Genomic DNA, 15,646 nt, shown 5'->3' with positions numbered 1-15,646 from the left:
CAAGGAGGGAAATCAGGACAGGAAGCCATCGCAGCATGATAAATGCACCTCTGGCTGTACCCTTGGCATGGAAGCTTTCCATTCGGTCAAGTTGAATCCCGGAAAGGCGGACCCGAGGTTGCGGGGCGGCACGGGCAGCCATGCGATGGGGGCGGGACATGGCCGGGCGCTCTTTCATCTCCTGATTGAGGGCCTGCCGCCCGCGCAAGCGGCCGAATCCTGGCTTGCGGCACCGGACCCCTTCCCCTTTCCCCTCCCATCGTCAGATGATGCTGGGGAAGAGATCGGGAGAGACACCATGCCCAAATTTGGTCTGAGCCAATCCGTCCGCCGCGTGGAGGACCCCCGGCTGCTGCTGGGGCAGGGGCGCTATACCGACGACATCTCCCTGCCGGGCGAGGTGGCGGGCCATGTGCTCCGCAGCCCGCACGCCCATGCCGAGATCAAGGGCGTGGACGTCTCGGCCGCCCAGGCCATGCCGGGCGTGCTGGCCGTGATCACGGGCGCGGACCTGGCCGCCGCCGGCATCGGCGAGGTGCCCTGCGCCATTCCGCTGAAGAACAAGGACGGCACGGACCGCGCCAATACGCCGCGCCTGCCGCTGGCCACCGACCGGGTGCGCCATGTGGGTGACCCGGTGGCCTTCATCGTGGCCGAGACGCCGCAGCAGGCGCGCGACGCGGCCGAGCATGTGATGGTGGACTACGAGATCCTGCCCTCCGCCACCGACCTCGCCACCGCCCATCTCGCGGACCAGCCGCAGATCTGGGAGGGCGCGTCGAACAACATCTGCTTCGACTGGGAAACCGGCGAGAAGGACATCGTCGAGGAGATCATGGGCCAGGCCGCCCATGTCACGCGGCTGACGGTGGTGAACAACCGCGTGGTCGTGGCCTCCATGGAGGCGCGGGCCTGCGCGGCGGAATATGACGCCACCACCGGCCGCTACACGCTGCACACGGGCACCCAGGGCTCCTGGCTGGTGAAGAACCTGCTGGCGAGCGCCGTGCTCAAGACCGACCCCGAGAACATCCGCGTGCTGACGCCCGATGTGGGCGGCGGCTTCGGCATGAAGCTCTATCTCTATGCCGAATACGCGCTCTGCGCGATCGCGGCGAAGCAGGTGGGGCGACCGGTGAAATGGGCGGCGGACCGTTCGGAGGCCTTCCAGTCCGACACGCATGGGCGCGACAACATCACGCTGGGCGAGCTGGCGCTGGACAAGGACGGCAAGTTCCTGGCCCTGCGCACGAAGAACTACGCGAATATGGGCGCCTATCTCTCCACCTTCGCGCCCTTCATCCCGACCGGCGCGGGCACCAAGGTGCTGGCCAGCGTCTATGACTTCCAGGCCATCCACGCGAACGTCATCGGCGTGCTGACCAACACCGTGCCGGTGGACGCCTATCGCGGCGCCGGCCGGCCGGAGAGCAACTACCTGGTCGAGCGCCTCATTGATCAGGCGGCGCGCGACCTGGGCATGGACCGGGTGGAGCTGCGCCGGCGCAACATGGTGGGCCAGGCCTCCATGCCCTACACCACCGCCATGAAGCAGCGCTATGACAGCGGTGATTTCTCGCGCGTCATGGACGCCGCGCTGGAGAAGATCGACTGGGCCGGCTTCCCCGCCCGCCGCGCGGAGGCCGCGAAGCGCGGGCAGAAGCGCGGCATCGGCCTCGCCTACTACCTGGAGGCCACGGGCGGCAGCCCGACCGAGAACGCCAAGGTCGTCTTCGCCGAGGATGGCATGGTGGATGTCTATGTGGGCACGCAAAGCTCCGGCCAGGGCCATGAGACCGCCTACACCATGATGACCAGCCATGAGCTGGGCATTCCCATGGACAAGATCCGCATCAAGCAGGGCGATTCGGACAGCCTGCCCTCGGGCGGCGGCACGGGCGGCGCGCGCAGCCTCTATTCCGAAGGTCAGGCCATCCTCGTCACCACCGCGAGCGTGATCGAGAAGGGCAAGCAGGCAGCCTCCGAAATGCTGGAGGCGGCCGTGGTGGATATCGAGTTCACCAAGGGCGACTTCGCCGTGGCCGGCACGGACCGTTCGGTGAATATCCTGGACCTGGCCGCCCGCCAGCGGCAGCGCGTGGCGGCGGGCGAGGACACCATCCTGCTCGACACGCTCGAGACCGCGAACATCGACGCCCACACCTTCCCCAATGGCTGCCACGTGGCGGAGGTGGAGGTGGACCCGGACACCGGCCACATCACCGTCGCGCGCTACATCGTGGTGGATGATGTGGGGCATGCGCTGAACCCGCTGATCGTGCGCGGGCAGGTGCATGGCGGCGTGGCGCAGGGCATCGGCCAGGCCTTCCTGGAGCGCACGGCCTATGACAACCACAGCGGCCAGCTGCTCTCGGCCAGCTTCATGGATTACTGCCTGCCGCGCGCCGAGGATTTGCCGGACATCGAGGTGGATTTGATCGAGGTGCCCTGCGAGAGCAACCCGCTCGGCGTGAAGGGCGCGGGTGAGGCCGGCGCGGTGGGCTCGCCGCCCGCCGTGGTCAATGCGCTGATTGACGCCCTGCGCGAGGATGGCGTCTCGGCCATCGACATGCCGGCCACGCCGGAAGTGGTGTGGAAGGCGCTGCATGCGGCGTGATGCCGGGCGCGTCGGCCTCTGCTATGCAGGGGCCGACGCGTCTGGAGACCCCGCATGACACGATTTCTGCGGAACATCCCCATCTGGGGCTGGTTCCTGCTGATCCTGCTGAACGTCTATGTGCTGTACAACCCGGCCGGGCTTTCGATCTTCCACCTTTGGGCCGCGCCCAACGAGGTGGCGCTGCCCGTCAAGCTGCTGCTGACGGCCTTCGCGCTGCTGGGCTTCGGACTTTACGTCTATGGGGCGTGGCGTGCGCTGGGGCCGATCGGGCTTGGCATCATCACGCTCATCATCGTGCTCTGCATCTGGGCCGCGGATTTCTACGGGCTGATGGATGCGCGCGATGCCAGCGTCTGGTCATGGCTGATCCAGCCGCTGCTGGCCATCGTGCTGACGCTGGGCTTCCAATGGCCCAAGCTGTGGAAGGCGGCCACGGGGCGTGTGGAGGTCGAGGACCCGGATACGCCGGCGGCCTAACCCTCGCGCCAGACCCCCATCTCCTGCGCCGCCACCCGCACGGCGGCCAGGATGTTCTGGTAGCCCGTGCAGCGGCAGAGGTTGGAGGCCAGCACCTCCCGCAGCCGCGCCTCGTCCACGCCCTCCTTCTGTTCCAGCAGCCAGGTGGCGAGCATGAGGAAGCCCGGCGTGCAGAACCCGCATTGCAGCCCGTGCTGCGCCTGGAAGGCGTGCTGCAACACGTTCAGCGTGCCATCCGCCGCCGCCAGCCCTTCCACGGTGCGGATGTCGGCACCCTCAGCCTGCACGCCGAAGACGAGGCAGGCGCGCACCGGCAGCCCATCCATCAGCACGGTGCAGGCGCCGCAGACGCCGTGCTCGCAGCCCAGATGCGTGCCGGTCAGGCCGCATTCCTCGCGCAGCATGTCGGCCAGCGTCAGGCGCGGCTCCACCGCCACGCATTGCGCCGTGCCGTTCACGGTGAAGCGCACCTCCGTCATGCGCGCGGCGCCCGCCCGCGGATCAGCGCGCGGATGCGGGGCGGTGTGGCCGGGAATTCCGCCACATCCACGCCGAAGGGCGAAAGCGCATCGCTGATGGCGTTCACGATGGCCGCCGGCGCGCCGATGGAGCCGCCTTCGCCCAGCCCCTTGGCGCCGGTGATGGTGGCCTCGCTGATGGTCTCCAGGTGGTGGATTTCGATCTCGGGAATCTCCGCGCAGGTGGGGGGCGTGTAGTCGGCCAGCGTGCCGGTGAGCGGCGTGCCGTCGGGGGCGTAGATCACCTCCTCGAACAGCGCATTGGCGATGCCCTGGGCCACGCCGCCCTGCACCTGCCCGTCGGCGATCATGGGGTTGATGATGCGCCCGGCATCCTCCACCACGAGGTAGCGTTCGACGCGGACATGCCCCGTCTCGGCCTCCACCTCCACGATGGCGGCGTGGCAGGCGTTGGAGAAGGTGCCGCCGGGGTCGTATTGGCCGGTCTCGGCCAGGTTGAAGCCGATGGCGTCGGAGAGCAGCTCGCTGCGCTGGTGCGCGAGGCGGGCCAGTTCCGCGATGGGCATCGAGGCGGCGCCGGCCACGGCCTGCCAATCGCGCAGCGTCACCTCGGCCGGGTCGCATTGCAGCAGCCGCGCCGCCCCGCGCCTGAGCTTGTCCGCCAGCCTGTCCGCCGCGACCTGGCATGCGCCGCCACCGATCACCAGTGAACGGCTGGCGAAGCTGCCCCAGCCATAGGGCGTGCGGTCCGTGTCGCCATGGATGATGCGGATGGCGCCAGGGTCCAGCCCCAACCGATCCGCGATGATCTGGGAGAGGGTGGTCCGCAGCCCCTGGCCATGCGGGGAGGAGCCGATGCGCGCCTCCACCTCGCCCGAGGGCAGCATGGCGATGTCCACCACCTCATAGCCCGGCACCACATCCATGGAGCGCGCGGCGAAGGCGGGCGTGCCATAGCCCGTGCGTTCGTTGAAGACGGAAAGGCCGAGGCCGAGGTAGCGCCCCTCCGCCCGCGCCGCGCGCTGGCGTTCGCGGAAGGCGGGGATGTCCAGGATGTGGACGGCCTCGTCCAGCGCCTGGATGTAGCTGGCCTCATCCAGCACCATCCCCGTGGCGCTGCGGGCGGGGAAGCTGTCATGTAGGTTGCGGCGCCGGACTTCGTCGGGCGCGAGGCCGAGCGCCGCCGCCGCCCGGTCCATCAGCCGCTCGATGCCGAAGGTGATGACGGGGCGCGACACGCCGCGATAGGGCGCCATGGGGCAGGTGTGGGTCAGCACCCCGCGCGCCCGCACCGCATAGGCCGGCACCTTGTAGGGGCCGGGATATTCGGCCAGCGCCATCAAAGGCTCCACCGCGCAGGTGGTGGGGAAGACGGAGAAGGCGCCGACATCGGCCAGGATGTCCGCCTCCAGCGCCAGCAGCCGCCCCTCCGGGTCGAAGCCCGCGCGCAGCACATGCCGCTGGTCCCGCGAATGGGCCGAGGCGATGAGGTTCTCGTTGCGGTCCTCCACCCAGGCGAAGCGGCCGCGATGCTTCCGCGCCAGCCAGACCAGCACCGGATACTCCGGGAACAGCGCCATCTTCTGCCCGAAGCCGCCGCCCACATCGGGGGCGATGACCTGGAGGTCCGCCTCCGGCATCCCCAGCAATTGCGCGATGCCGGTGCGGAGTTGGTGCGGCATCTGTGCCGAGGCCGAAAGCCGGATGCGCCCCGTCGCCCGGTCATATTCCGCGACGCCGCCGCGGCCCTCCAGCGGCATGGCGCTCTGCCGTCCGGAGCGGAAGGCGAATTCCACCACATGCGCGGCGGCGGAGAGGGTTTCGGCGAAGCCCTCGGGGCGGATTTCGCCCTCCACCGCCACATTGCCGGGCGCGATGGGGTGGACCAGGGCCGCGCCGGGGGCCAGCGCCGCCTCGAAGCCGATCACGGGATCGTCCACGGCGATGTCGAGTTCGCACTCCTCCAGCAGATCCTCCGCCAGGGCCGCGCTGGGGGCCACGATGGCGGCGATGGCCTGGCCCACGAAATGCACGCGCTCAACGGGCAGCACGGGCTGTTCCACCGCGCGGTAGTTGAAGCGGCGCAGCCCGGGCTTGATGGCGCCGACACCGGCCAAATCCGCCCCGGTCACGAAGAGGCAGCCGGGCGGCATCGCGGGCGGCGGGCGCAGTGCCACGATGCGGCCCGAGGCCACCGGGCTGCGCAGGAAACGCACCGCCCGCGCGCCGATGGCGATGTCGGGCACATAGCGGCCCTCGCCACGCAGCAGCGGCGGGTCCTCGCTGCGGGGCAGGCGGCGGCCGACCCAGTTCATGCCACCACCGCCTGGCGCAGCGCGCGTTTCACCATGACGGCGACCAGTTCGCGGCGGTATTCGGCGGGGGCGTGCATATCGTCCTGCGGCTCGCAGTGGCGGGCGGCGGTGGCCGCGGTTTCCTCCACCAGGGCGGAGGAGGGCGCCTGGCCTTCCAGCAGGGCCATGGCCTCGCGCGCCAGCACGGGCTGTCCGCCGATGCCGCCGAGGGCGATGCGCGCCCCGCGCACCACGCCGCCTTCCAGTCGCAGCCCGACAACCGCCATGGCCAGCGCGAAATCCCCCGCGCGGCGGGCAAATTCCGCAAAGCCGCCGCGCCAGGAGGGGGCGGGGATGGGCAGCACCACCTCGCGCAGCATCTCGCCGGGTGCGATGGCGGTGGAGAAGACGCCCTGGAACCAGTCCTCGGCCGCCACCTCGCGCAGGCCATCGGCGCGGGCCAGGACCATGCGCGCCTGCAGCGCCAGCGCCGTGGCGCACCATTCGGAAGCCGGGTCGGCATGGGCCAGGCTTCCGCAGAAGGTGCCGCGCAGCCGCAGCGGCGGGTGGGCGATGTGGTGCGCCACCTGCGCCAGCAGGGCGCCCAGCGGGCCCGCCACCACCGGTGTCTCGAAGCGGGCATGGCGGGCCAGGGCGCCGATCCGCAACACGGACCCTTCGACGGTGGCGTGATCGAGGGCGGCGATGCGGTTGATGTCCACCAGCACGGCGGGCCTTGCCATGCGGAAGGCCATGGTGGGAACGAGGCTCTGGCCTCCGGCCAGGACCCGCGCCTCCTCCCCATGTTCGGCCAGCAACGCCAGCGCTTCCTCAAGGGCGAGGGGGGCGTGGTGCGCGAAGCGGGCAGGTTTCATGCGGGGCGTGCGGCCTCGTGGGGTTGGAAGCGATCAAATCAGCGAGGGGCGCGCGTCGCAAGCCGGTTCTCCAGGGCGGTGATGGGTGCGGCCTCGGGTTTCTCTCTGGTCGTTGGCGGTCCGTCTCCTATAATGATGGCCAAACATCCGGCCACGATCGGCGGGACAGTATTTGTGTCCCACCGTCACTTGTGCGCCGTGCAGCGTCTAGGGGGCGTTCCATGCGAACCATTCATCTCCTGCCTGTGTCCCTTCTGGCCTTCGGCCTTCTGCTCCCTGCCGCTCCCGTCCAGGCGCAGATGGACCCCGCCACCCAGCGGCTGATCGAACAGCTTCGTCCGCAGAGCCAGGATGCGCTGAACGCCACCCGCGGCCTGCGCCGCCCGCCCTCCACGCCGAGCGAGGCCCCGGCTACCCCGGCCGTGACACTGACGCCCGCCGCCCCGGCGCCCCAGCCGCCATCGCGCCCCGCGCCGGCGGCCCAGGCCGCGCGCCCGAGCACGACCGCGCCCGCCGGCATGCCCGCCGCCAGCCTGACGGTGAACTTCGCCACCGGCTCGGACGAGCTGACGCCCTCGGCCATGCGCGAACTCGACCGGCTGGGCCGGGCGCTGACCTCGGCCGACCTGGCCCCTATCGCTTCCGCATCGAGGGCCACACCGACACGGTGGGGGCCGCCAGCCTGAACCAGGCGCTGTCGGAGCGCCGGGCCGCCGCGGTGGGCCGCTACCTCACCCAGCGCTTCGGCGTGGATGCCGGGCGGCTCGAGACCATCGGCCTGGGGCAGACTCAGCTCCTGGTGCCCACCCCGGACAACACCCCCAGCGCCGAGAACCGAAGGGTGCAGGTGATCAACCTCGGGCGCTGAGGGAAGCCGCGGCATGAGCGAGTCCGAACCGCTCCCGAGCGGCCTGCCCAAGCGCTACCAGTGGCAGGAATTGCTCGGCCGGGGCGGCATGGGCCGCGTCTTCGCCGCCTTCGACACCACCATCCGCCGCCGCGTCGCCATCAAGCTGGCCGACCCGCCCATCCCCGGCGACCCCGAGAGCATGGCCGCTTTCCAGCGCTTCCGGCGCGAGGCGCAGGTGGCGGGCGGGCTGAAGCACGAGCACATCGTCGGCGTCTATGATTTCGGCGAGGAGCAAGGCACCGGCTGGATGGTGATGGAGCTGGTGGAAGGCGGCTCCCTGCGCGACCTGATCCGTGGCGGCACCCGCCTGACCCTGCCCGAAATCGTCCGCCTGGTGGTGCAGGTGCTCGATGCGCTGGCGCATTGCCACGATCAGGGCGTGATCCATTGCGACATCAAGCCCGCCAACATCATGCTGACGGTCGCCACCTCCTCCGGCGAGGTGAAGCTGACCGATTTCGGCATCGCCCGCTCCCGCCCCGAATTCGCCGATGACGTGACGGTGGTGGCCGGCGCCCGGCCTGCGGCCGAGAGCTTCATCGGCACGCCGGCCTATATGGCGCCCGAACAGGCCAAGAGCCTGCCCTTCGACCACCGCGTGGACATCTGGGCCGCCGGCGTCCTTCTCTACGAGCTGCTGACGGAGAAGAAGCCCTTCACCGGCGACCACCCCGACGCCGTCACCCAGGCCATCCTGACCACCGAGCCGGAGCCGCCCTCGCGCATCTCCTTCCTGGCGACGCCCGCCTTCGACGCGGTGCTGGCGCGGGCGCTCGCGAAAGACCCGGCGAAGCGCTACCCCGACGCCCGCGCCTTCGCGGCCGGGCTGCTGGAGGCCGCGCGCGCCCGGCGGGGAGATGAGACCCGGGCGACCGCCATGGCGCCTCCGCCCGCCGCGCCGCCGCCGCCCGCGAAGAAGGGTGGGGTGTCGCCGGCCCTCCTGGCCGGGGCGGGATTGGCCGTCGCGGCGGTGGTGGGCGCCGTGGTCTTCCTGCTGCCGCGTGGCGAGGCGCCGCCCGCGCCGACGCCGCAGCAGCAACAGGCGCTGGTTTTGACGCCGCCCTCGCCCCAGCCGGAGGCACCGGCCGCCTTGCAGGCGCCGCCTGTGGCCGAGCCACGCCCTGAGCCTGCCTCTCCGCCCGCGCCGCCGGTGGCGCAGCCCCAGCCGCCATCCGAACCTCCCCCGGCCCCGCCGGTCGCGCAGCCACGGCCCGAGCCGCCGCCTGCGCCGCCCGTGACGCCGCCGCCTGTGGCCCAGCCGCGTCCGGAGCCGCCCGCGCCGCCGGTGGTGCAGCCCCGGCCTGAGCCGGAGCCACCCGTGGCGCAACCGCGTCCAGAGCCGCCCGCGCCCCCGGTTGCGCAACCCCGGCCGGAGCCGCCCGCGCCACCGGTGGCACAGCCACGCCCCGAACCGCCAGCGCCGCCCGTGGCGCAACCCCGTCCGGAGCCAACGCCACCGGTGGCGCAGCCGCGCCCCGAACCGCCGCCGCCCGTGCTGGTGCAGCCGCAGGCGCCTGTTCTCGTGCCGGCCCCGGCACCCGCCGCCATCCTGGCCGACATCCTGGGCCGCGTGCGCTGCGGCGTGGTGTCACAGGCGCCGGAGGGTTCGGGCTTCGTCGTCAACGGCTTCCTGCACCAGGAGGACGCCGCGGCCCTCCGCCGCGCCGCCGCCGAGGCGAACCTGACCCTGCGCCTCGCCGCCGATGTCTTCGACGCCCCCTATTGCGAGGTGCTGGCCGCCATCCGCCCCATCACCGCGGCACCCGGCACGGGGCTGGAGGTGGAGCCGCGTGCCCGCCTGTTGCGCCGCAACGACCAGATGGAACTGGCCCTGCAGATGCCGCAATGGGCCGCGCACCTGAACATCTGGTTCGTGATGCATGACGGGAACGCGCTGCAGCTGATCCGCGAACGCCCCATGGCGCCCGGCGCCCGCGTGAACATGCGCGAGACCAGCCCGGACTTCCCCTGGATCATTGACGAGCCCTTCGGGCTGGAACTCGTGCTGGTGGTGGCGTCGGAGCGGCCGCTCTTCGCCACCCCCGCCCCGACGAGGAAACGGTCCCCGCCCTGGCCGCAGCACTCGACCAGGCGCGCCGCGGCGCGGGCGGGCAGGTCGCGGCCCGCGCCGTGATGGTGGAGACGCGGGCCCGGTAGAACTTGCTTGGCGATCGGACGCCGGCGGGGCCTACAGCGCCCCGCCGCGCCGCCCCGCCATGGCGCCCAGCCGCAGCCGCAGCGCGTTCAGCTTGATGAAGCCCTGGGCGTCGAACTGGTCATAGGCGCCCTGGTCTTCCTCGAAGGTCACGTGCTTCATCGAGTACAGGCTGTGCGGCGAGCGGCGGCCCGTCACGATGGTGTTGCCCTTGTAGAGCTTGAGGCGAACCTCGCCCTCCACGCTGGCCTGGCTGGCATCGATCAGCGCCTGGAGCATCCGGCGCTCCGGCGCGAACCAGAAGCCGTTGTAGATGATCTCCGCATAGCGCGGCATCAGGCTGTCCTTGAGGTGCGCGGCCTCACGGTCCAGCGTGATGCTCTCCATGGCGCGGTGCGCGACGGAGAGGATGGTGCCGCCCGGCGTCTCATAGCAGCCGCGGGACTTCATGCCGACGAAGCGGTTTTCCACCAGGTCCAGCCGGCCGATGCCGTTGGCCTTGCCCAGCGCGTTCAGCTTCGTCAGCAGCGTGGCGGGGGACAGGGCCTCGCCATTGATGCCGACCGCGTCGCCGTTCTTGAACTGGATGGTGATCTCGGTGGGGGTGTCGGGCGCGTCCATGGGGCTGATGGTGCGCTGCCACACCATCTCATCCGGCGCGTCCCAGGGCTCTTCCAGGATCTTGCCCTCGCTGCTGCTGTGCAGGAGGTTGGCGTCCACGGAGAAGGGCGCCTCACCGCGCTTGTCCTTCGCGATGGGGATCTGGTGTTCCTCGGCGAACTGGATGAGGCGGGTGCGGCTGGTGAGGTCCCATTCGCGCCAGGGCGCGATGATCTTGATGTCGGGCTTCAGCGCGTAATAGCTCAGCTCGAACCGGACCTGGTCATTGCCCTTGCCGGTGGCGCCGTGGGAGACGGCGTCGGCGCCCACCTGCTCCGCGATCTCGATCTGCCGCTGGGCGATGAGGGGGCGGGCGATGGAGGTGCCGAGCAGGTACATCCCCTCATACAGCGCGTTGGCGCGGAACATGGGGAAGACGAAGTCCTTCACGAAGGTTTCGCGCAGGTCGTCCATGTAGACGTTCTCGGGCTTGATGCCGAGCATCAGCGCCTTGTCCCGCGCCGGCCCCAGCTCCTCACCCTGGCCGAGATCGGCGGTGAAGGTCACCACCTCGCAGCCATAGGTGGTCTGGAGCCATTTGAGGATGACGGAGGTGTCGAGCCCGCCGGAGTAGGCGAGGACGACCTTTTTGATGTTGGCGACGCGCATTTATCTCTGTCGCTTTCGGCTATGTGGAGCCGGCTGGATGCCAGTGCCGGCCATCGTGAGCAAGCCACCTTCAACGAAAGAGTGCGATCAACTCATCTGGCGAAACCAGTCACGCAAACTCAACCTAAGGCGCAGCACCTCATCCTCGGCCAGCAATTTGCAGTGAGCAATTGGCGCTCTCAGTAGGTTCAAATTATAAAGTATACGTTGAACAGCTCCGAGATCTCGAAAGCTCTCTCCAAATAGATCCCAATTAGATTTTATAATCTCGCCAAGCTCTCCAAATGTTGTATAGTCAATGAGGTCCGAAGATCTAAGTGTCATACCACTCGATAGTTCTTTTTTATGATTTATCTGGGCGTTATTGCGAACATTCTCTGGAACGGCCTTGACCCACCAATCTGGTCCATGAGTTTCCTTAAGCCGCTCCACAACTAGCTTACGTATAAAATTCTCCAGGCAGTAGAAAATTTGATAATGTGCGGCCATTTCGGCCGCTTCTTTGCGAATGTCGTAATCGAACTGCGGAAAATAGCTACTTTCATCCTCTTTTTTAACTATATTGTGATGGCCAAGGTTAATGCTGAGTTCGCGCTCAAGGCGACGAATCTCGCTTTCGATGGCTAAGTTATTTAGCCCAAACAGCTTGATTGCATGAAGGTCTTTCATTTTTCCTGCAATAAATGCTCCCTTAGGGCCTTGAAAATTGCATTGAACACGTCGGGGTTTGTAGTCTCTGGCAAATTCAAATTGATTGTATATCCTACGCTCAGCCTGACGTTCTGGCTCTGGCGGTCCGAAGATGCCGCCGACGTCGGCTGATGGGTGTCTGGCGCATGTCGCGGAACAATATTGAGGGGTTCAGTATCAACACCGGGACTGGCACCCGCCAAATTCACCTCAAAATCCGCAAGTTCCTTAAGCTGCCAAAAGGTCGCGACTGTACATTTTATAACTGTTGAATCTTTTTCAAGTCCTGTCATTTCTGTAATTAGGGAAGTCAGTTTCTCTCGAGACAGACTGTAGGCAAAGTCATTTCGATCAAATAAGTCCTTATATGCGGTCCTTGCTCCTTCAGCCACCGCTGCTTTTCTTGTTTCTTCGTTACGAAACTGATCATATAATTTTGTCGGGCTACCGTCTGAGTTAAGGAATCCCATCCGCTTTAGTAGAGGTATGATTGCCCTGGCGCTTCCGCCGCTTTGTCCAAGCTTCGTTTCCAGAAAATCCGTTGTGAAGCGTTCTGGCCGGCGCGCTTCCTGCATCTTTTCAAAAATACGTCGGATGACACCGGGAGAAGCCAGATAGGGAAGTTGCATTGATGACTCCACAACCGTCGAAAGTTTATGGTCGGGCGTTGTAGATGTCTACGCAAGATTGACCGGCAAAGGGTTGTCATTTCTAGGCACGGGTTTCGACAGCTAGGCTTACCGCCGCGCCCACCACGCCAACCCCCAACCCCCACCCCCGCCATCGCAAACGCCAGCCGGTAATCCGCCCCCGCGATCACCGCCGCGAACACCAGCGTCCCCAGCGTCTGCCCCAGGAACAGTGCCATGGCGAAGGCGCTGACGGCCGTGCCCCGCGCCTCCGGCAGCGCCTCGGTCGCGCGCGCCTGCAGCACCCCGTGGAACATGAAGAAGGCGAGGCCGATGCAAAGCTGCGCTACCAGCACCACCCACCAGGCCCAGGCCACCGAAATCAGCAGCAGCAGCCCCATCAGCGACGCCCCGCCCAGCCCCAGCAGCCCCCGCTCCCCGAAGCGCCGCACCAGACGCTTGGCGATGCGCGTGTAGACGAAGGCGCCGATCCCGAAGCCCGCCATCACCAGCCCCGCCTCGCCGGCCGAAAGCCCGAAGCGCTCGATCAAAAAACTCGCCACGAAGGGGAAGGCGCCGCCGAACAGCAGCGCGCCGTTCAGCCCCGCCAGCATCAGCAGCTTGCGCCCCGCCCGCGCCCGCAGCAGCTTGCCGAAGCCGGAGAACATCCCCGCCGCCGGCCGTGCATGCGGGGGCGCGCCGCGCAGCAGCTTCCAGGCCATCAGCCCGCCCGCCGTCACCGCCAGGCCGCCGGCCGCCAGGAAACTCGCCTGCCAGCCGAAATTCTCGCCCAGCACGCCGGAGAGCGGGCCCGCCAGCATCTGCGCGAAGACCATCCCCGTCAGGAAGCGGCCGATGGCCGCCTGGCGCTCCTCATAGGGCACGCTGTCGCCGATATGCGCCATCATCAGCGGAATCACGGCGCCGGCGAACAGCCCGGCCAGCGCGCGCATCACCGTCAGCTCCGTCAGTCCCTGCGCGAGGGCCGAGGCCATGCTGACCAGCCCATAGGCCAGCAGCGCGAAGCTCGCCACGCGCACCTTGCCCAGCCGGTCGCCCAGCGGCCCGGTGGCCAGCTGCCCCGCGCCATAGGGCAGGGCGAAGGCCGCGATCAGGATGGCGGCACCGGCCACGGTGGTGCCGAACCCCACCGCGATCATGGGCAGAAGCGGGTCCAGCAGGCGCATGCCCGCGCCGATGGCGAAGCCGCCGAAGGCCATGAGGCCGAGCGGCAGGGGCGCGCTCACCGGAAGCGCCGCCACAGGGCGCGGGCGCCGAGCCCCACCCAGGCCAGCGCCGTGCCGATGGCGAAGGGGAAGGTCAGCAGGCCGAACCAGCCCATGACGAACATGGCGTAGAGCGTGCCGCCGATGTCCCGCCCGGCCAGGAGGCAGGGGTGGGGCGAGCCCTCATTCAGCCGGCAGCCCAGCACATCGGCCAGGGCCGCGGCCGTCAGCACCGACAGGATCGGGCTCCAGGCCAACAGCGTGACGATCGCCAGCGCCCAGCGCCACAGGCCGGGCCCCGGCGCCCAGCTCACGCCGCGCCGCCCCGCTTCGCCCGTTCGCTCTCGGTCTTGAGCTGGCCGCAGGCGGCCAGGATGTCGCGGCCGCGGGGGCGGCGAATGGGGCTGGAATAGCCGGCGTCGTTCAGGATGGCGGCGAAGCGGTTCACCGCCTCCGGCGTCGAGGTCTTGTAGGGCGAACCAGGCCAGGGGTTGAACGGGATCAGGTTCACCTTGGCCGGGATGCCGCGCAGCAGCCGCACCAGCTCATGCGCCTCGGCCTCGCTGTCGTTCACCCCGCGCAGCATGACGTATTCGAAGGTGATGCGCCGGGCGTTGGAGGCGCCGGGATAGCGCCGGCAGGCGGCCAGCAGTTCCGCGATGGGGTATTTGCGGTTCAGCGGCACGATCTCGTCGCGCAACTCGTCCGTGACGGCGTGCAGCGAGACGGCCAGGTTCACCCCCAGCTCCGCTCCGCACTTGTCCATCATGGGCACGACGCCGGAAGTGCTGAGGGTGATGCGCCGGCGCGACAGGCCGATGCCCTCATGGTCCATGAGGATGGTCAGCGCCTTGGCGATGTTCTCGTAATTGTAGAGCGGCTCGCCCATGCCCATGACGACGATGTTGGACAGCAGGCGACCTTCCTCGCCGGTGGGCGTGGGCCATTCGCCGTAGGAATCGCGCGCGGCCATGAACTGCCCCACGATCTCGGCGGCACCCAGGTTCCGCACCAGGCGCTGCGTGCCCGTGTGGCAGAAGGTGCAGGAGAGGGTGCAGCCCACCTGGCTGGAGATGCAGACCGCGCCGCGATCCTCGTCCGGGATGTAGACCGTTTCCACCTGCTGCCCGTCGCGGAAGGCGAAGAGCCATTTGCGGGTGCCGTCGGTGCTGGTCTGCTCGGTGGCCACGCCGGGGCGGCCGATGGTGAAGCGCTCGGCCAGCCGGGCCTGGAGGGGCCTGGCGATGCTGCTCATCGCCGCGAAGTCGCGCGCGCCCTGGTGGTAGATCCAGTGCCAGAGCTGCTTGGCGCGGAAGGGCTTCTCGCCCATCGCGACCATCTCGGCCGCCAGCTCCTCGCGCGAAAGGCCCACGAGTTCCCGCCGCCCCTCGGCGTCCTGCATGGGCGGTGGCGCGAAGGCCGCGGCCTTGGCCAGGATGCGCGCGCGCTCGGCCTCGGTCAGCCCGTCGCTGGGCGGCAGGGTGCGGTTGTGGGGCGGGAAGGCGTTCATCGGCGGGCCGGCGCCTGCGCCGGGCAGGCGCGGGTGATGGCGTTGTAGGCCGCGGTGAAGCCCTGCAGGGGAAACACATCGGCCGAGACGCCGCGGTTGTTCGGCCCCGGCCCGCGCGACAGTGCCTCGCGGCCCCCGCGCAGGGCCGCCACCACGGCCGCGCCGTCACGCGCGAAGGCGGTGTCGCCCGCGGTGAAGAAGGGCAGGGTGGCATTGCCCACCACCAGGGCGCTCTCGGCGCCGCGGGCGAAGGTGTAGCCGGGGCGGATGGCCACCTGGTCGCGCTGGTTGCTGCGGTGCGTCACCAGCAGCATGACATTGGGGGCGAGGCGGCCGGGCACGCCGTCCACCGAGCGCGCGCGGGCAAAGGCGTAGCAGACGCGCTGGCCGCCTTCCGTATGGGTGACGGCGGTCCATGCGTCGAAATCACCGAGCTTGGAGGGCCGGTTGGCCTGCTGGGCGGCGGCGGGTGCCGCGGCCAGCAGCGCCGCGACGAGAAAGGTCCGGAACAT

General features: G+C 68.9%; 15 protein-coding genes. 5 read left to right on the top strand and 10 right to left on the bottom strand.

Annotated features, from left to right (window positions below; genetic code table 11):
• The first annotated feature begins 298 nt into the window (after window positions 1-298).
• The gene (locus ICW72_RS10165) at window positions 299-2,617 is read left to right on the top strand and encodes a xanthine dehydrogenase family protein molybdopterin-binding subunit (RefSeq protein ID WP_191082600.1); all 2,319 of its coding nucleotides are present in this window, start codon (window positions 299-301) and stop codon (window positions 2,615-2,617) included.
• Window positions 2,618-2,671: 54 nt separating this feature from the next.
• Window positions 2,672-3,097 carry a DUF6524 family protein gene (locus tag ICW72_RS10160; protein ID WP_191086054.1) on the top strand — a complete coding sequence of 142 codons (426 nt, stop codon included), beginning with the start codon at window positions 2,672-2,674 and terminating at the stop codon, window positions 3,095-3,097.
• Here the strand turns inward: ICW72_RS10160 and ICW72_RS10155 are convergent.
• Genes ICW72_RS10155 through ICW72_RS10145 form a run of 3 tightly spaced genes read right to left on the bottom strand, consistent with a single transcriptional unit; the run spans window position 3,094 to window position 6,745 of the window.
• Window positions 3,094-3,576: a (2Fe-2S)-binding protein gene (locus ICW72_RS10155; protein ID WP_191086053.1), complete on the bottom strand. Its 483-nt coding sequence runs from the start codon at window positions 3,574-3,576 to the stop codon at window positions 3,094-3,096. The two genes, ICW72_RS10160 and ICW72_RS10155, sit on opposite strands and share 4 nt — an antisense overlap.
• Window positions 3,573-5,891: a xanthine dehydrogenase family protein molybdopterin-binding subunit gene (locus ICW72_RS10150; protein ID WP_191086052.1), complete on the bottom strand. Its 2,319-nt coding sequence runs from the start codon at window positions 5,889-5,891 to the stop codon at window positions 3,573-3,575. Before ICW72_RS10150 ends, ICW72_RS10155 begins: the two co-directional genes overlap by 4 nt.
• Window positions 5,888-6,745, bottom strand: a complete 858-nt coding sequence (locus ICW72_RS10145; RefSeq protein WP_191086051.1) for an FAD binding domain-containing protein — start codon at window positions 6,743-6,745, stop codon at window positions 5,888-5,890. Before ICW72_RS10145 ends, ICW72_RS10150 begins: the two co-directional genes overlap by 4 nt.
• Before the next feature lie 221 nt (window positions 6,746-6,966).
• Here ICW72_RS10145 and ICW72_RS20670 point away from each other — a divergent pair, with 221 nt between their 5' ends.
• Genes ICW72_RS20670 through ICW72_RS10135 form a run of 3 tightly spaced genes read left to right on the top strand, consistent with a single transcriptional unit; the run spans window position 6,967 to window position 9,789 of the window.
• Complete coding sequence (locus tag ICW72_RS20670) at window positions 6,967-7,431, top strand: OmpA family protein (RefSeq protein ID WP_223880955.1); 465 nt, start codon at window positions 6,967-6,969, stop codon at window positions 7,429-7,431.
• On the top strand, window positions 7,413-7,613 hold the full coding sequence (locus ICW72_RS20665) for an OmpA family protein (protein ID WP_232370774.1): 201 nt from the start codon (window positions 7,413-7,415) through the stop codon (window positions 7,611-7,613). The genes ICW72_RS20670 and ICW72_RS20665 overlap by 19 nt, the downstream gene beginning before the upstream one ends.
• A gap of 13 nt (window positions 7,614-7,626) precedes the next feature.
• Complete coding sequence (locus tag ICW72_RS10135) at window positions 7,627-9,789, top strand: serine/threonine-protein kinase (RefSeq protein ID WP_191086050.1); 2,163 nt, start codon at window positions 7,627-7,629, stop codon at window positions 9,787-9,789.
• A 54-nt stretch (window positions 9,790-9,843) separates the two neighbouring features.
• On the opposite strand, the gene ICW72_RS10130 is transcribed toward ICW72_RS10135, so the two are convergent.
• The 7 genes from ICW72_RS10130 to ICW72_RS10100 all read right to left on the bottom strand — a co-directional run bounded on the left by ICW72_RS10130 (window position 9,844) and on the right by ICW72_RS10100 (window position 15,646).
• Window positions 9,844-11,079 (bottom strand): argininosuccinate synthase, encoded by a 1,236-nt coding sequence (locus ICW72_RS10130; RefSeq protein ID WP_191086049.1) that lies wholly within the window; start codon window positions 11,077-11,079, stop codon window positions 9,844-9,846.
• An 87-nt stretch (window positions 11,080-11,166) separates the two neighbouring features.
• Window positions 11,167-11,748 (bottom strand): Swt1 family HEPN domain-containing protein, encoded by a 582-nt coding sequence (locus tag ICW72_RS10125; RefSeq protein ID WP_191086048.1) that lies wholly within the window; start codon window positions 11,746-11,748, stop codon window positions 11,167-11,169.
• Window positions 11,745-12,344, bottom strand: coding sequence for a DUF5343 domain-containing protein (locus ICW72_RS10120; RefSeq protein ID WP_232370773.1), 600 nt, complete (start codon window positions 12,342-12,344; stop codon window positions 11,745-11,747). The genes ICW72_RS10125 and ICW72_RS10120 overlap by 4 nt, the downstream gene beginning before the upstream one ends.
• Window positions 12,245-13,645 (bottom strand): MFS transporter, encoded by a 1,401-nt coding sequence (locus ICW72_RS10115; RefSeq protein ID WP_191086047.1) that lies wholly within the window; start codon window positions 13,643-13,645, stop codon window positions 12,245-12,247. Before ICW72_RS10115 ends, ICW72_RS10120 begins: the two co-directional genes overlap by 100 nt.
• Window positions 13,642-13,938, bottom strand: coding sequence for a hypothetical protein (locus ICW72_RS10110; protein WP_223880954.1), 297 nt, complete (start codon window positions 13,936-13,938; stop codon window positions 13,642-13,644). The genes ICW72_RS10115 and ICW72_RS10110 overlap by 4 nt, the downstream gene beginning before the upstream one ends.
• Window positions 13,935-15,134 (bottom strand): 23S rRNA (adenine(2503)-C(2))-methyltransferase RlmN, encoded by a 1,200-nt coding sequence (gene rlmN, locus ICW72_RS10105; protein WP_191086046.1) that lies wholly within the window; start codon window positions 15,132-15,134, stop codon window positions 13,935-13,937. The genes ICW72_RS10110 and rlmN overlap by 4 nt, the downstream gene beginning before the upstream one ends.
• Window positions 15,131-15,646: an invasion associated locus B family protein gene (locus ICW72_RS10100; protein WP_191086217.1), complete on the bottom strand. Its 516-nt coding sequence runs from the start codon at window positions 15,644-15,646 to the stop codon at window positions 15,131-15,133. The genes rlmN and ICW72_RS10100 overlap by 4 nt, the downstream gene beginning before the upstream one ends.

The sequence above is a fragment of the Roseococcus microcysteis genome (assembly GCF_014764365.1).
Lineage (GTDB): Bacteria > Pseudomonadota > Alphaproteobacteria > Acetobacterales > Acetobacteraceae > Roseococcus > Roseococcus microcysteis.
This window is presented reverse-complemented; position numbering and strand designations above follow the sequence as displayed.

Bases quoted from the DNA above. Each gene is read 5' to 3' on its own strand.
- ICW72_RS10150 (WP_191086052.1), bottom strand. From the start codon at position 5,891: ATGAACTGGGTCGGCCGCCGCCTGCCCCGCAGCGAGGACCCGCCGCTG.
- ICW72_RS10100 (WP_191086217.1), bottom strand. From the start codon at position 15,646: ATGTTCCGGACCTTTCTCGTCGCGGCGCTGCTGGCCGCGGCACCCGCC.
- ICW72_RS10155 (WP_191086053.1), bottom strand. From the start codon at position 3,576: ATGACGGAGGTGCGCTTCACCGTGAACGGCACGGCGCAATGCGTGGCG.
- ICW72_RS10135 (WP_191086050.1), top strand. From the start codon at position 7,627: ATGAGCGAGTCCGAACCGCTCCCGAGCGGCCTGCCCAAGCGCTACCAG.
- ICW72_RS10125 (WP_191086048.1), bottom strand. From the start codon at position 11,748: ATGAAAGACCTTCATGCAATCAAGCTGTTTGGGCTAAATAACTTAGCC.
- rlmN (WP_191086046.1), bottom strand. From the start codon at position 15,134: ATGAACGCCTTCCCGCCCCACAACCGCACCCTGCCGCCCAGCGACGGG.
- ICW72_RS10165 (WP_191082600.1), top strand. From the start codon at position 299: ATGCCCAAATTTGGTCTGAGCCAATCCGTCCGCCGCGTGGAGGACCCC.
- ICW72_RS10145 (WP_191086051.1), bottom strand. From the start codon at position 6,745: ATGAAACCTGCCCGCTTCGCGCACCACGCCCCCCTCGCCCTTGAGGAA.
- ICW72_RS10160 (WP_191086054.1), top strand. From the start codon at position 2,672: ATGACACGATTTCTGCGGAACATCCCCATCTGGGGCTGGTTCCTGCTG.
- ICW72_RS10120 (WP_232370773.1), bottom strand. From the start codon at position 12,344: ATGCAGGAAGCGCGCCGGCCAGAACGCTTCACAACGGATTTTCTGGAA.
- ICW72_RS10130 (WP_191086049.1), bottom strand. From the start codon at position 11,079: ATGCGCGTCGCCAACATCAAAAAGGTCGTCCTCGCCTACTCCGGCGGG.
- ICW72_RS20670 (WP_223880955.1), top strand. From the start codon at position 6,967: ATGCGAACCATTCATCTCCTGCCTGTGTCCCTTCTGGCCTTCGGCCTT.